Raw genomic sequence first — 14,775 nt, forward strand, 5'->3', positions numbered from 1 at the left:
CGATCAGGGCAAGGAGTGCACGTGGGAGCCGACCTGGTTGGAGAACTGGTTCCCGTTCAGGGCGTCCCAGTTGGTCGACCAGGTCATCGCGCCGCGCAGCGTCGGCCAAGTGGTGCTCGGCTTGAAGCTGCCGCAGTTGGTGCCCTTGGTGAGGCAGTCCAGCGCGTTGTTGACGATCGTCGGCGACACGTAGCCGCTTCCGGCGCCACGACTGGAGGCCGGCAGACCGAGGCCGACCTGGTCCGGCCGGAGCCCGCCCTGCAGCATGATGCAGGCCTGCGCGGTGATGAAGTCGACCGTGCCCTGGGAGTACACCTGCCCGTTGCAGCCGTTCATCGAGCCGGAGTTGTAGTACTGCACGTTGACCACGGTCAGGATGTCCTTGATCGCCAGCGCCAGCTTGAAGTACTCGAACGACGGGCTCTGCATGTCGATCGTCTGCGGCGCCATCGCGATCACCAGACCGCTGCCGAAGCTGCTCCGCAGGCGCTGCAGCGCCTGACCCATGTACTGCGCGTTGACGCCGTTCTCCAGGTCGATGTCGATCCCGTCGAACCCGTACTCACGCAGTACCGAGAGGGCGCTGCTCGCGAAGTTGGCGGCGGCAGTGGCGTTGGCGACGCTGACCGTGCCGTTCTGGCCGCCGACGGACAGGATGACCTTCTTGCCCGCCACCTTCTTGGCCGCGATGTCGGCCTTGAAGTCGGCGGCGGTGTAACCACCCAGCCGGCTCGACAAGGTCGGGTCGAGGGTGAACGTGATCGCGCCCTGACGGCTCGGGTCGGCATCGGCGAAGGCGACCGCGATCAGGTCGTAGCTGGCCTGCACGTCCCGGATCCGCTGGACCGTCGCACCGTTGTCGAAGTTCTGCCAGTAGCCGGTCAGGATGTGCTTCGGCAGGTTGCCCGGAGGCGGAGTGCTCGGGCCGCTGGAGGTGGTGCCGGACACCGTCGCGCCGTACGGGGAGCAGTTGCCGGCCGCGTCGCAGGCCCGCACCTTGAAGCTGTACGTCGTACTCGGGCTGAGGCCGGTCGCGGTCCAGCTGGTCACGTTGCCGACGTTCTGCGGCGCGTCGGAGCCGCGGATCACGTCGTACCGGGTTACGCCGTTCGCGTCCGAGGCGGCCGACCAGTTGAGCTGCAGCGAGCTGGAGGTCGGGCCACCACCCACGGTGAGACCGCCGGGTGTCGTCGGCGCCGTGGTGTCCGGCGGCGGCCCGGTCCCGCCCGGCCCGTCCAGTACTACGTCGTCCGCCTGGTACGCCGGGAGCGCGTACCAGCCGTGCAGGTAGATCGTCACCGTGCTGGCCGAGGCACTCGTGGTGAACGTGGTGGTCAGCTGGGCCCAGCCGGTGCTCGAGGTCCAGGTACTCGTCCCGCCGTCGGCGCCGAGGTAGACGTTGGAGCCCTTCACCCAGGCCGACAGCGTGTACGTCGAGCTGGGGCGGACCGAGACTGACTGGCTGCAGCGGGCGTTGTCACCGGAGGTGGGGCTGCCCTGCAGTGCGTAGGTCCCGGTGTGAGCCGAACCACTGACGGCGGCTCCGGACCCGGCCGAGCAGGACCAGCCGACCAGCGAGCCGGCCTCGAAGGTCCCGTTGGAGACGAGGTTGGTCGCCGCCGAGCCGGCGCTGGGCACCAGCACCACGGCCGCGAGGGCGAGGACGAACGCGAGCAGGACGGGGATGACCGCGGAGTGGGGGCGGTGGATTCGCGGGTTCATGAGACACAAAGTGTGACCGCGCGACTACATTGTCAAGACCCTACATAAAGTGGGAACGCTCTCACACTCAGCGAAAGTGAAAAATGCACAGCAATCTGACGTTCGAGGAGGGGGTGGAGCCGCAGAACGGCGGCAGAAGCGCGGGCGTACCCGAAGACGGGCAAGACCTGGAGGAGGCGCGACCTGGAGGAGGAAAGGCGACGGCCCCCGGCGGGGGGGTGACCGGGGGCCGTCTTCGGCCACGGGCTCGGGGGGAGGAGCCGGGGGCCGATCAGGAGGCGACAGTCTGCACTGTCGAGAGGTATCTACCCCCCGATGCCGGAAGTCACACATCTCAATTTAGTGGCAAACTGAGTGCCTGACGGCCATGCGCCTAGACCCCGGTGAAGGGGCTTTCGGCCAGTGTCGCTGTCACACTGCTCAACAGTCTAACGGGAGACCAGGCCACACGAAAGGCCGGGGCCCTCGGCGTTTCGCCGACCGACCTATGCTCGACCTCATGACGCCCCTGGGGACGCCGCGCGCGGCCGCCTTCTTCGACCTGGACAAGACCGTCATCGCCCGATCCAGCACCCTCGCCTTCTCCCGGCCGTTCTACGCCGGCGGGCTGATCAACCGGCGGACCGTGCTGCGCAGCGCCTACGCCCAGTTCGTCTACCTGCTCGGCGGCGCGGACCACGATCAGATGGAGCGGATGCGGGAATACCTGTCCGCTATGTGCACAGGCTGGGACGTGCAGACGGTCCGCGCGATCGTCGCCGACACCCTGCACCACATCGTCGAGCCGATGATCTACGACGAGGCCGTGACGCTGATCGAGCAGCACCACGCGGCCGGCCGGGACGTGGTGATCGTCTCCTCGTCCGGCTCCGAGGTGGTCGAGCCGATCGGCGAGATGCTCGGCGCCGACAAGGTGATCGCCACCCGGATGGTCGTTGCCGACGGCAAGTACACCGGCGAGATCGAGCAGTACGCCTACGGTCCGCACAAGGCCACCGCGATCACCGCGCTGGCCGCCGCGGAAGGCTATGACCTGCAGGGTTCCTACGCCTACTCCGACTCGATCACCGACGAGCCGATGCTGGCCGCGGTCGGTCATCCGTTCGCGGTGAACCCCGATCGCGCGCTGCGCCGGCTGGCGATCTCGCGCGACTGGCCGGTGCTCGACTTCACCAGACCAGTGGCGCTGGCCGAGCGCACCCGGTTCACCGAGGTCCGCCGGCCGGCCGTCGCGGCGACCGCCCTCGGGGCCGGACTGGCCGCCGCCGGAGTGCTCCTGTACGCCGCCCGCCGGCGTGCGCGGCAGGACGAAAACTGAGGCCGCCTCCGGTCTTCACAGGTTCATGAAGGTCGCGCAAACCCTTCCCCTGAAGGGCTTAGGGGAGTACAAAGGAACCACAAAGGACCTTCGGGTCCCGTAGAGATTGCACGGAACCCAGGCACCCACGCGGCGACCAGCCCATCCCAAACGGGCAGCGTGACCTCAGGCCTGGTCCTGAGGCGGCAGACAGGTGCACGCCTGGTAACCCGGGTGACGTGCGAGCAACGGCGCTCTCGTTCAGAGGGCGCCGTCGCATGTGCCCAGGGCATTGCTCGGACGTTGCGGACTACCAGCGGATTCCCGTTGCTGCGTTAGTCGTTTGCGTCATCGGGTGGAAATGTTGAGCGGTGAACGTTCCGCTCCCAGCGCGACCACTTCACAACTGCGCAGTAGCCAGTCCCGGACGCCGACCAGGCCGCGCCCGGCGTAGTCCCGCAGGCCCTGCGGATAACTACCGGCCAGTTCGAGGTGCCCCACCTCCGGCACCGTGACCGCGACCGGATCGATGCCCCGGGCAACCAGAAGAACGCGTTCGGCCGCACGGGCGACCAATCCGTTCGCGACCGGGAACGGACGCAGTACGGCGAGTTCCGCGTGCACGATGGCGGCGACCACGATGCCCGGCGCTTTCGTCGGCAGGGTCAAGGCCTTGGCCAGACCGCTCAGGCGCTCCCACATCTCGTCCGCCGGCGGCGCTGGGGGTAGGCCGGGGATGTCGTCCGGTAGCGGTTCACGACTGGTCCGCAAGTGGCCCAACTGGTCCGGCGTGCCGAGTTCCACCGCCGCCAACTGGTGCAGTCTGGTCCAGACCTGTACTGGTGCCGTGTCCATCTGGGGCGCCAGGCTCATCAGTTCACTCGTCATCCGGACCGCGCCGACCGCCCGCGGGTCCGAGGCGCCACGCCGTACCTCCTCGAGCGTCGCCGAGCTGCCGGCCAGGGCGGCGGAGGCGTGGGCGCCGCGGAGCAGGGCCTCGGCGGTCATGTCGGCGCCGACCTTGCGCAGGCCGCGGTCGCGGAGCAGCACGTCGACCGCGTCCCGGGCGGCCCGGGCCGCCGATCCGACCCCCTCGAGACCGGCCAGTGGTTCGAAGACGTCGGCAGGCGTTTGACTCATGACGGGCAGCCTAGTGTTTGCGGACGAGGCAGTGAGCCTCTGGAGTAGAGCCCTAGGATGCAGTCTCATGGCCGCCAGCACCGACTCCGCCGGGGTCCCGACGTTCAGCATCGTGGTCCCGTGTCACAACTCACGGGCCTGGCTGCGACCCTGCCTGGACTCGCTGCTGGGTCAGTCGTTCACCGACTTCGAGATCATCGGGGTGGACGACGCCAGTCCGGACGGCTGCGGCCGGATCCTGGACGAGTACGCCGCGGCCGATCCCCGGGTGCGGGTGCTGCACCTGAGCGAGAACGTCGGCCTCGGACTGGCCCGGAACACCGGGCTCAAGGAGTGCCGCGGCGACTACGTGCTGTTCCTGGACGCCGACGACCTCTACCTGCCCGGCTCGCTGGAGGCGATTGCCGCCCGGATCGAGGCGACCGGCCGGCCGGACATCGTGATGTTCGACTACGAGCGGATCTTCTGGGACGGCAAGGTGGTCCGCAACCAGCGGCACGACGCGTTCGCCCGGGAGGGTGAGGGCGTCTTCACCGCGATGGAGCGGCCGGTGTTCCTCACCTTCCTCGAGGTGGTCTGGAACAAGGCGTGCCGGCGGGACTTCCTCTCGCTGCACGGCCTCGTCTTCACCGCCGGGTTCTACGAGGACGCGCCCTGGACCTACTCCACGATGCTGACCGCCGAGCGGATCGCGACGCTGGACCGGGTCGTCGTGCACTACCGGCAGCACCGCACCGGCGGGAACATCCATGCCACCCGGACCCGCCAGCAGTTCGACATCTTCGACCAGTACGACCGGGTGCACGCGTTCATCACGTCCGACCCGGACCTGGCCGGCTGGCGGCGGTTCGCCTTCGACCGGTCGCTGGATCACATCCTCGCCGTGCTCGCCAAGCCCGAGCGGATCGGCCCCGAGGACCGGGCCGAGTTCTTCCACGCCGCGGCCGCGTTCGCCAAGCGCTGGAAGCCCGAGGGGTACGTCGTCGACCGGACCCGCCGCGGTTTCCGGCGGTGGCAGCTCGTGCACGACGACTACGCGACGTACTGCACGCTGAAGTTCAGCGCCAAGGTGCTGAACGTGCCGAGTCCCCGCAAGGCCGTCGACAAACTGCTGAACCGGGGTGACCTGGATCCGAACCTGGCCCTGTACTGCGCGTACTGGTTCAAGCAGTACGCCTGCAACCCGCGGGCGATCTACGAGAAGGCGGCCGAGCTCGCCCCCCGGCTCCGCGGCGTCTGGGTGATCGACGCCGACCACGTGGCCGCGATCCCGGAGGGCGTGGAGTACGTCGTGGCCGGCTCCCCGGCGTACGAGAAGCTGGTGGGGAAGGCGACGTACTTCATCAGCAACATGAACCTGCCGAAGGAGCTGGAGAAGCGGGACGGGCAGATCCACATCCAGACCCAGCACGGCACGCCGCTGAAGTCGATGGGCACCGACCTGCGGCACTACCCGATGGCGGCGAAGGACTTCGACCTCGAGGAGTTGATGCGCCAGGTCGACCGCTGGGACTACAACCTGTCCTCGAACCGGTACTCGTCGGAGATCTGGGAGCGCACCTACCCGGCGGAGTTCGAGGAGCTCGAGTACGGCTTCCCACGCAACGACCGGCTGGTCAACGCGACTCTGGAGGACATCCGGGCGATCCGCGCGTCGTTCGGGTTCGACGACTCCCACCTGGTGGTGATGTACGCGCCGACCTTCCGTGACGGCGTCGACTCGGTCCGTACTCCGTCCGGCCTGGTCGATCTCGGCGGCGACGGGATCCACCTGGACCTGGATCGGCTGGCCGCGGCAGCCGGGGACCACGGGCGGGTGCTGGTCCGGACGCACTACTCGCTGTCGAAGCACCCGTCGGCGAAGTCCGACCGGGTGGTCGACGCGTCCGACTACCCGCGGGTCGAGGATCTGATGCTGGCGGCCGACGTGCTGATCTCGGACTACTCCTCGATCAGCTTCGACTACGCGAACCTGGACCGGCCGATCGTGCTGCTCGTCGACGACCTGGATACCTACGAAAACATCCGCGGCACGTACTTCGACATCACCGAGTTCCCGCCGGGTCTGGTGGCGCGATCGCCGGAGGAGTTGCTGTCGGCCTTGCAGACCGGGCGGTTCGCGTCGGCCGAGGCGGCCAAGCACCGGCAGTTGTTCCGGGAGAAGTTCTGCGAGTTCGACGACGGGCGCGCGGCCGAACGCGTGGTCCGCCGGGTCTTCCTGGGCGAGACCGACCTGCCGCCGATCGTCCCGCTCGCGGACCGGCACCCGGCACCCTCACCGCATCAGGTGTAGCGAGAACGATTGGGCTGCCGGGCAAGACGACCGGTCGTGCATAATGGGCGCATGTCGACGAGCCCGGTGATCGTGAGCGCCTTGCGCGATCGCTTCGGCCTGCGACGACGAAGCACTGTCTGAACACCTCAGCCTGTTCCAGTGCTTCGTTCTAAGGACCTTTGTCATGTCCGCTGTTCTGCCTGTCCTTGCCTCCCGGCTGTCCACCGCCGTCGCTGACGCCTTCGGCGCGCAGTACGGCGGGCTCGATCCCGAGTTGCGGGCGGCGACCAAGCCCGAGTTCGGCCACTTCCAGACCAACCTCGCGCTGCGGCTCGCCAAGTCGCTCGGGCAACCGCCGCGCGCGATCGCCGAGCAACTCGTCGCGGCGCTGGACCTGGGCGACCTCTGCGAGCCGCCGTCCATCGCCGGGCCGGGCTTCGTCAACCTGACACTGCTGCCCGCCGTGCTCGCTGCCGGCGTCAACGAGCCCGAGCGGTTCCCGTCGAGCGGCAAGCGGGTGGTCGTCGACTACTCGCAGCCCAATGTGGCCAAGCAGATGCACGTCGGCCACCTGCGGTCGACCGTCATCGGCGACGCCCTGTGCAACGTACTGCGGTACGTCGGGGACGAGGTGATCCGGCAGAACCACGTCGGCGACTGGGGCACCCAGTTCGGCATGCTGGTCGAGCAGGTCCTGTTCGAGGGCCTGGTGGTGGAGTCCCTCGACATCGCGGGGCTGCAACTGCTCTACCAACGGGGCCGGAAGCATTTCGATGCCGACAGCAACTTCGCGGACCGGTCGCGGGCCCGGGTGGTGCTGCTGCAGTCCGGCGATCCGCTCACGCTGGAGATCTGGCGGCAGATGGTCGAGGTCTCGCTGATCGAGTTCGACCGGATCTACGCCAAGCTCGGCTCACCGCTGACCCGGGCCGACGTGGTCGGCGAGAGTGCCTACAACGACCAACTACCGGGGATCGTGGCCGACCTCGCGGCCGCCGGGCTCTTGACGGAGTCCGGTGGCGCACAGTGCGCGTTCCTGCCGGGATTCACCGGCCGGGACGGCTCGGCGCTGCCGGTGATCGTGCAGAAGTCCGATGGCGGCTTCGGCTACAGCGCGACGGACCTCGCGGCCGTCCGGCATCGCGTCGCCGACCTGCACGCCGACCGGATCATCTACGTGGTCGATCACCGGCAGGGTCTGCACTTCCAGCAGATCTTCGCACTCTGCCGGGCGGCCGGATGGTTGCCGGAGACCACACCGGCCGAACATGTCGCGTTCGGGACCGTGCTCGGCAAGGACGGGAAACCCTTCAAGACAAGGGATGGCGACACCGTCCGGCTCGCTTCGCTGCTCGACGGCGCGGTCAGCCGTGCCCGGGCGCTCCTGGACGAGCGGGACGCTCCGATGAGCGAGGCCAGCCGCGCCGAGGTCGCCGAGGCGGTCGGGGTGGGCGCGATCAAGTACGCGGACCTCTCGAACGACCGGATCAACGACTACGTCTTCGACCTGGACCGGATGGTCGCCATGACCGGCAACACTGGGCCTTACCTGCAGTACGCGCACGCACGGCTGACGCGGATCCTCGCCAAGGCGGACGAGACCCCGGGGATCGTGACCGTTCTCGAGGAGCCTGCCGAGCAGCGGCTGGCGTTGCTCCTGGGCGGCTTCGGCGACAGCGTCGTACAGGTGGCTGAGACGTTGCAGCCGCATCGGCTGTGCACGTATCTGTACGAGGTTGCCAGTGCGTTGTCGGCGTTCTACGAGACGTGTCCGGTGCTGACCAGTGCGGGTGATGTGCGGACCAGCCGGATCGCGTTGTGCGCCGCGACCCGGCGGGTGTTGCAGGATGGTCTGGGGCTGCTCGGCATCGCGGCACCCGACGCCATGTGACCAAGAAGCTCTGTCTACGGAGGTAGCCGATGTTGCCCTGGTCCGCTGATCTCGCCGGCCGATTCGACCAGCAGGTGTTCGACAGCACGCTGCTGCGGGGCAACCCGCTCGGCGATCCGCACGAGCGGCCGGTACTGGTCTACCTTCCGCCCGGGTACGACGAGTCGGACCGGCGGTACCCCGCGATCTACGTGGCGATGGGGTACACCGGTCACCTCGGCATGTGGTTCAACCGGAGCCCGTTCCGGCAGCCGTACCCGGAGTTGCTGGACGCGTTGTTCGCCAAGGGTGACGTGCCGCCGGCGATCGTGGTGTTCGTCGACGCGTGGACCAGGTTCGGCGGCAGCCAGTACCTCGACTCCCCCGGGACCGGGCAGTACCACTCGTATCTGTGCGACGAGATCGTGCCGTGGGTCGACGCGCAGTACCGGACGATCGCGGACCGGGATCACCGGGCCATCACGGGCAAGTCGAGCGGCGGGTATGCCGCGATGGTGACGCCGCTGCTCCGGCCGGACGTGTTCGGCGCGCTGGCGACCCATGCCGGTGATGCCTTGTTCGGCGTCTGCTACCAGCCCGAGTTCCCTGTCCGTGCCCGGGAACTGCGCGACCTGCACGACGGGTCGTACGAGAAGTTCTTCGCTAGCTTCGAGAGCCGGGCCGGGCAGACCACGAGCCAGGACCTGCACCTGCTGGAGATGTACGGGTACTCCGCGGCGTACTCATCCGAGCCGGACGGCACCGTGCTGCTCCCGTACGACGAGCTGGGCCGGCTGATCCCGGAGGTGTGGGAGCGCTGGCTGAGCCGGGATCCGGTGGCGATGGTGGAGCAGCCGCAGTACGCGGAGGCCTTGCGGTCGATGCGGGCCGTGTGGATCGACGCGGGCAAGCAGGACGAGTACTTCCTCGACCTCGGGGCGACCGCGTTCCACCGGGCCGCACTGGAGGTCGGCGTACCGGAGGAGCGGCTGCACTTCGAGTTGTTCGAGGGGAAGCACGGCGGGATCGAGTACCGCTACCCGCTCGCCGTCGAGTGGCTCTGCCGCCAGCTCGGCTGATCGACCCTCTCGGCTAATTGGGATGCCCGGTGGCGGTTCCCGCTCTACCGTTGCCGACATGGGCACTTTCGAGGGGTGGCCGGTCGGCATCGACGCGCGGCCGATCGACAAAGCGGACGCGGGGGCGTGGGCCGAGCTGCTGGCGGCCAAGGAGAAGGTTGACCAGGAAGGCGAGAACTACGACGCCGACGACCTGGTCGAGGAGCTCAGCGACCCGAAGCTGGACGCCGAGAAGGACACCATCGGGCTCTGGGCCGACGGCACGATGGTCGGGTACGGAGCGGTGCGGTGGCGGGCGAACGTGATCGACGTCGACCGGGTCGGGACCGAGGGGACCGTGCATCCCGAGTGGCGCGGCCGTGGACTCGGAGCGGCGCTGCTGCCCTGGATCATCCGCCGGGCCGGCGAGGTGCACGCCGAACGGCATCCGGAGGTCGACGGTGAGGTCAACACCGGCGCGATCAGCACGAACCTCGGCGCCCACGACCTGCTGACCTCGCACGGCTTCGAGGAGTGCCGGTACTTCTTCCACATGCAGCGCACCTTCGACGCTCCCGTCCCCGAGGTGACCGTGCCGGAGGGCTTGAAGGTGGTGGCGTACGACCCGGCGTACGACCGGAGGCTGATGGATGCCCACAACGAGGCGTTCATGGACCACTGGGGATCGACGCCGAAGGACCAGGAGACCTGGAAGGTGTGGTTCACCGGGTCGCGCGCATTCCGGGGCGATGTCTGCCGCCTGGTCGTCGACGGCGACAAGATCGTCGCGTACGCCCTCGGCTACGAGTACGTCGCGGACACCGAGGCGACGGGGATCCGTGAGATCTACATCGGCCAGGTCGGCACGCTCCGGTCCCACCGGGGACGCGGACTCGCCCGGCTGGCGCTGGCTGAGCTGCTGACCGAATCCCAGCGGACCGGATACCAGCGAGCCTCGCTGGGCGTGGACGCCGACAACCCGACCGGCGCGCTCGGCCTCTACGAACGGCTCGGCTTCACCCAGGTCAGCAAGACCATCTCGTACCGCCTGCCGCTGAACTGACCTGCGGGCAACAGCTCAATCGAGCAGCAGACCTCAACCGAGCAATCGGCCGAGTTCGGCGACGAGGTCGCGGGCCCGCGCGATCTCGTCACCGGCCGGTGGTTCCTCGGCGGGGCGCGCGCCGGCCGGGTCGAGCGACAGCAGTTCGGCGCCCTCGGTGACGTCGATGTCGAAGACGACCTTGTCGGCGCGGTGCCAGGTGGTGAACCACTCCAGCGGGTTGCCGTGCTGGTCGCCGGTCTCTCCCTCGAGCAGCAGCAACGGTGCCCCCGACGGGACCTCGAGGGCGACGGCCAGCCGCTCGTCCGCCGCGACGGCCCGCACCTGCCTGCGGCCGCTGACCGCCCGCAGACCGAACTTGGTACTGAGCAGCTTGTGCAGCGAGGCGTCGGTCAGCTCGGCCGCCGTCAGGTCGGGCACCCGCGCCCGGGGCAGCCAGGTCCGAACGTAGGACAGCGGTTCGCCGTCGATCGATCGCAACCGTTCCAGCCGCAGGGTGTCGCGGGTGCGCAGGTACGCCTGCGCCTCCGGTGGCGGCACATCGTGTTCGATGGCGTCGATCCGGGTGCTCAGCCGGCGGCCGGTGCGCGCGAACTGGTCGAACATGCCGGTCGCCCGCTGCACCAGCCGGCGGTGCTCCGGTTGCGGCGCGACGATGCTCGGCCGGCCCTGATGCCGGTGGACGAGGCCGTCCTCGGCGAGCCGGGCGATCGCCTGCCGTACCACGCTGCGGGAGACGCCGAACCGCTGCTGGAGATCGGACTCGCTGGGCAGCGCCGCGCCCGGAGGCAGGTCGTGGCCCAGGATCTCCCGTCGCAGCGACTCGACGATCTGCAGATAGAGCGGCGCCGCGGCGGATCGGTCGAGGTCAGAGCTTTCGGCGTTCACGGCGTCAGACTAGTGAGTAGTTGTCCGCGGCGTCTGGCTAGTGACTGGTTGTCGCTTCGTCGGCTTGGCGGGCGGTTTCCCAGACGTCGGACCAGCCGGGGGCCAGTTCTGCGGCGCGGCGGGTGGCGAGCACCAGGCTGGCCTCGCGGGCGATGCCCTGGCCCGCGATGTCGAACGCCGTACCGTGGTCGACCGACACCCGGACGACCGGCAGGCCGACGGTGATGTTCACCCCCTCGTCGCCGTACACCGCCTTGAACGGCGCGTGGCCCTGGTCGTGGTAGCAGACGATCACCAGGTTCCACTTGCCCTTCACCGCCTGCGGGATCAGCGCGTCGGCGGGCAGCGGGCCGTGGGCGTTCAGGCCGGCCGCACGAGCCGCTTCGACCGCGGGCGCCAGGATGTCGGCGTCCTCGTCACCGAAGATGCGGTTCTCCCCCGCGTGCGGGTTGAGTCCGGCGACGCCGATCCGCTCGTCCGGCCGACCGAGGGCGCGGGCGAACGAACCGACCAGCCGCAGCACGTTGTCGGTGCGCTCCCGGGTCACGTCCTCGATCGCCTGCCGCAGCGACACGTGGGTGGTGAGGTGGAAGAAGTACAGGTCTCCTGCCGACAGCACGAGGCTGAAGTTGCGGACCCCGAACTCGTGCGCCAGGAGTTCGGTGTGCCCCGGCCAGGGGTGGCCACCGGCGTGCATCGCGGCCTTGTTCAGCGGCGCGGTGACAATGCCGTCGACAAGGCCCTCCCGGGCCAGGGCGCAGGCACGGATGACGAACCGGGCGGCACCGTCGCCGGCCGCCGGGCTGATCTCTCCCCAGGGCACGTCGCCGAGTGAGCGCCCGTCCTGGATCAGCTCGATGGTGCCCGGCTCGTTGCGCGCGTCGGCCGGGCTGTCGATCACCCGGACCAGGCCGGGGTCCCCACCGACCACCTCGACCCCGCGCCGGACCGCGTCGGCGTCACCGATCACGACAGGACGGCAGATCTCGCGGAGCTCGTCATGCCCGAGCAGGGTGCGGGCGGTGGTCTCCGGGCCAATGCCGGCGGCGTCGCCGATCGTCAGTGCCAGGGTGGGGATGGTCATGCACGGCTCCTTCGGGGATCGAGAGGGCTGGATCGAACGGCCTCGGCCGCGCGGATCAGAATGTCGTCGGTGCCGAACCCGCCGGCCTTGGTCGCGACCGGCAGACCGGCGTCCGGACCACCGGTGAGGTAGCCGAGCGGGACGCCGTCAGCGACCTCGCCGCTCAGCCGGATGCCGGTTGCGGACAGTGCGGTGAGCACCGCCAGCGCTCCGTCACCGCCGGCCAGGACGAGCCCGGCAGGACGGAGGGTGCTCACCAGCCGGGAAGCGAGCTCACCCAGTCGGCCGGCAACCACGGATGGGGCGACGGTCGCGCCTTCGGCGGCCGACCCCATCAGCACCAGTACTCCGAAGTCGTCCACCGCCGCGTCGGACACGATCGAGCGAGCGAATTCCTCCCAGGCGCCGGCGTCGCACAGCGTGGCCGCATCCGGCTGGATCCGGCGAGCGCCGGCCGCGGCGAGCAGTTCGGCCTGACCACGGGAGGCATCATGCAGGGAGCTCACCACGACCAGGACAGGCCCCCTGGGCAACGGCCGCCACCGGCGCGCGAGGTGAGCCGCCAGCCCGGCCGATCCGACCGCTACCGCCTGGTTGCCTAGGGCAAGCACTGCCCGGGCCACCCGATCCAGGTCGGCCTCGTCCCGCGCATCCACCACCACGACAGGACCGCGACCTCGCAGAGCGGCGGCCAGTTCCGCGTCATCCGCTCGAGGATCGAGCTTGACCAGCGGTGCGTCCAGGAGCGTCGGGACATGACTCTCCCGGACCGGCGTGACCGGGTCGCGGCCGACCGCGGTCTGTGCGACCGGTACGCCGTGCACGAGCAGGATCCCGTCGACCATGGTGCGGCCGACCGCCGGGAACGCCGGGCAGACCACGGCGACGACCTCACCTCCACGCGCCGCGACCACCGCGTCCGTCATCGCCCGAACCGGCCCACGCAGGGTGGAGTCGATCTTGAGGTAGATCGCTGCTCCGCCTTCGTCGAAAGTCACCTTGTCAAGCGCAGTCCGGACGGCGTCCGCCGCCGCTGCCGGCTCGAGGGCCCGCGAGTCGGTGGTGATGGCAACGACCTCGGCCTCGCTCGGTCCACCAGGCCCGACCTGCAGTTCAGCGGTCCAGCCGGCCCGGTCGAACTGGCCCGCCGTATCGGCCGCCCCCGTGAGGTCGTCAGCCAGGACGACGACCCGAGAGGTCATGCGACACCTTCTTCGACCAGCGGGCGCGGAGTGGATGCTTGCAGTCCACCTTCGCGCCGCAACACGAACGCCGCAACCGTGGGCGCCAGCAGTGCGGTGACGAGCACCGCGGCGGCCACCTGGGCGATCGCCGAGTCGAGGTACGGCTCGAACGAGGAGTCTGCCGCGACCACGATCGCCGGGGTCGCTACCGCGTTGCCGGCCGTAGTGCCGGCAGCGAACCCGATACCGGACTTCGGGCCGCGTTTCAGGATGAAGCGGTACGCCAGGTACAGCAGGCCGCCGGTGAACAGCACCACTCCCGCACCGATGAACAGTCCGGCGAAACCACCGGTGGCGATGTCCTTGATGTTGATCCCGGCGCCGAGGGCGAAGGCGAAGAACGGGATGACGATGTTCGGCACCGGCTCGACCGCCTTGCGCCAGTCCTGGTCGACGTTGCCGACGAGCACCCCGAGCAGGAAGGGCACGACCGCCGCGACCAGCGTGATCAGCGGGACGTCGCCGAGCCCGGAGGCGCCGATGAACAGCAGCACCAGGAACGGGCCGTCGTCGAACGCGCTGGCGATGTACGCACCGCGGTCGCGCTCATCGCCGTACTGGCCGGCGAACGCCAGCCACAGGCCACCGTTGCTGTTCGCGAAGCAGGTGATCAGCGCGAGGATCGAGATACCCCAGAAGCCGTCGATCCCCACCTGGGTGCCGAGCAGGACGACCAGTCCGGCTGGGATCAGGGTCTTGAACACCAGGACCACGACGGTGTGGCCGGCGACGCCCGCCGCGCCGGACCGGATGTCCACCTGGGTGCCGGTGGCGAAGATCAGCAGTGCGATCAGCGGCAGCGCGCCGTCGCTGAACAGGGCGGTGGTGAAACTCCCGATCTCCAGCGTGCCCGGGGCGAACGTCCCGATCAGCGACCCGAGGATCAGCGGGATGAGCATCAGCCCGCCCGGGATCCGCTGCATGGTGGCGAACATCGGGAAGCGTGTCTTTCTGGTGCCGTTCACGCGGCATCTCCTCGTCTCGACGCCCCCCGACGTAACTTGTACGGACAACTTGTCCGCACAGGATTACACGGTGATTTCGCCGCTGTAAACCCCTTTGCGCGAAATGAGACGGCTGAGACGCGTGGCCTCACCAGACGCGTCGAACCCCCCGCCACCTGATGACGGGGGG

Annotated in this window: 11 protein-coding genes; 5 read left to right on the forward strand and 6 right to left on the reverse strand. The window is 69.2% G+C overall.

Translation table 11 applies throughout. The features are described 5' to 3' along the window. Positions 1-3: 3 nt before the first annotated feature. Positions 4-1,722, reverse strand: coding sequence for a chitinase (locus EV644_RS20915; RefSeq protein ID WP_132190361.1), 1,719 nt, complete (start codon positions 1,720-1,722; stop codon positions 4-6). Between the two features lie 487 nt (positions 1,723-2,209). On the opposite strand from EV644_RS20915, the gene EV644_RS20920 reads away from it, so the two are divergent. Next, complete coding sequence (locus EV644_RS20920; protein ID WP_132190362.1) at positions 2,210-3,040, forward strand: HAD family hydrolase; 831 nt, start codon at positions 2,210-2,212, stop codon at positions 3,038-3,040. A gap of 327 nt (positions 3,041-3,367) precedes the next feature. Here EV644_RS20920 and EV644_RS20925 read toward each other — a convergent pair whose 3' ends face one another. Continuing rightward, complete coding sequence (locus EV644_RS20925) at positions 3,368-4,159, reverse strand: Fic family protein (RefSeq protein WP_132190363.1); 792 nt, start codon at positions 4,157-4,159, stop codon at positions 3,368-3,370. A gap of 67 nt (positions 4,160-4,226) precedes the next feature. Between EV644_RS20925 and EV644_RS20930 the strand changes: the two genes are divergently transcribed. The 4 genes from EV644_RS20930 to EV644_RS20945 all read left to right on the forward strand — a co-directional run bounded on the left by EV644_RS20930 (position 4,227) and on the right by EV644_RS20945 (position 10,425). Next, positions 4,227-6,452 carry a bifunctional glycosyltransferase/CDP-glycerol:glycerophosphate glycerophosphotransferase gene (locus tag EV644_RS20930; RefSeq protein WP_132190364.1) on the forward strand — a complete coding sequence of 742 codons (2,226 nt, stop codon included), beginning with the start codon at positions 4,227-4,229 and terminating at the stop codon, positions 6,450-6,452. Positions 6,453-6,618: 166 nt separating this feature from the next. Further along, positions 6,619-8,325 (forward strand): arginine--tRNA ligase, encoded by a 1,707-nt coding sequence (gene argS, locus EV644_RS20935; RefSeq protein ID WP_132190365.1) that lies wholly within the window; start codon positions 6,619-6,621, stop codon positions 8,323-8,325. A 29-nt stretch (positions 8,326-8,354) separates the two neighbouring features. Continuing rightward, complete coding sequence (locus EV644_RS20940; RefSeq protein ID WP_132190366.1) at positions 8,355-9,383, forward strand: alpha/beta hydrolase-fold protein; 1,029 nt, start codon at positions 8,355-8,357, stop codon at positions 9,381-9,383. Positions 9,384-9,441: 58 nt separating this feature from the next. Continuing rightward, the gene (locus tag EV644_RS20945; RefSeq protein ID WP_132190367.1) at positions 9,442-10,425 is read left to right on the forward strand and encodes a GNAT family N-acetyltransferase; all 984 of its coding nucleotides are present in this window, start codon (positions 9,442-9,444) and stop codon (positions 10,423-10,425) included. 33 nt (positions 10,426-10,458) lie between these two features. On the opposite strand, the gene EV644_RS20950 is transcribed toward EV644_RS20945, so the two are convergent. From EV644_RS20950 to EV644_RS20965, 4 genes are read right to left on the reverse strand one after another with little or no spacing between them, the layout of a single operon-like run. Further along, positions 10,459-11,313, reverse strand: coding sequence for a GntR family transcriptional regulator (locus tag EV644_RS20950; RefSeq protein ID WP_132190368.1), 855 nt, complete (start codon positions 11,311-11,313; stop codon positions 10,459-10,461). A gap of 37 nt (positions 11,314-11,350) precedes the next feature. Further along, complete coding sequence (gene pdxA, locus EV644_RS20955) at positions 11,351-12,397, reverse strand: 4-hydroxythreonine-4-phosphate dehydrogenase PdxA (RefSeq protein ID WP_132190369.1); 1,047 nt, start codon at positions 12,395-12,397, stop codon at positions 11,351-11,353. After that, the gene (locus EV644_RS20960) at positions 12,394-13,599 is read right to left on the reverse strand and encodes a four-carbon acid sugar kinase family protein (RefSeq protein WP_132190370.1); all 1,206 of its coding nucleotides are present in this window, start codon (positions 13,597-13,599) and stop codon (positions 12,394-12,396) included. Before EV644_RS20960 ends, pdxA begins: the two co-directional genes overlap by 4 nt. Then, a complete protein-coding gene (locus EV644_RS20965; RefSeq protein WP_132190371.1) occupies positions 13,596-14,606 on the reverse strand; it encodes a 2-keto-3-deoxygluconate permease in 1,011 nt (336 codons plus the stop codon). The genes EV644_RS20960 and EV644_RS20965 overlap by 4 nt, the downstream gene beginning before the upstream one ends. Between the last annotated feature and the right edge of the window lie 169 nt (positions 14,607-14,775).

This window comes from Kribbella orskensis, from assembly GCF_004342085.1.
GTDB classification, from domain to species: Bacteria; Actinomycetota; Actinomycetes; order Propionibacteriales; family Kribbellaceae; genus Kribbella; species Kribbella orskensis.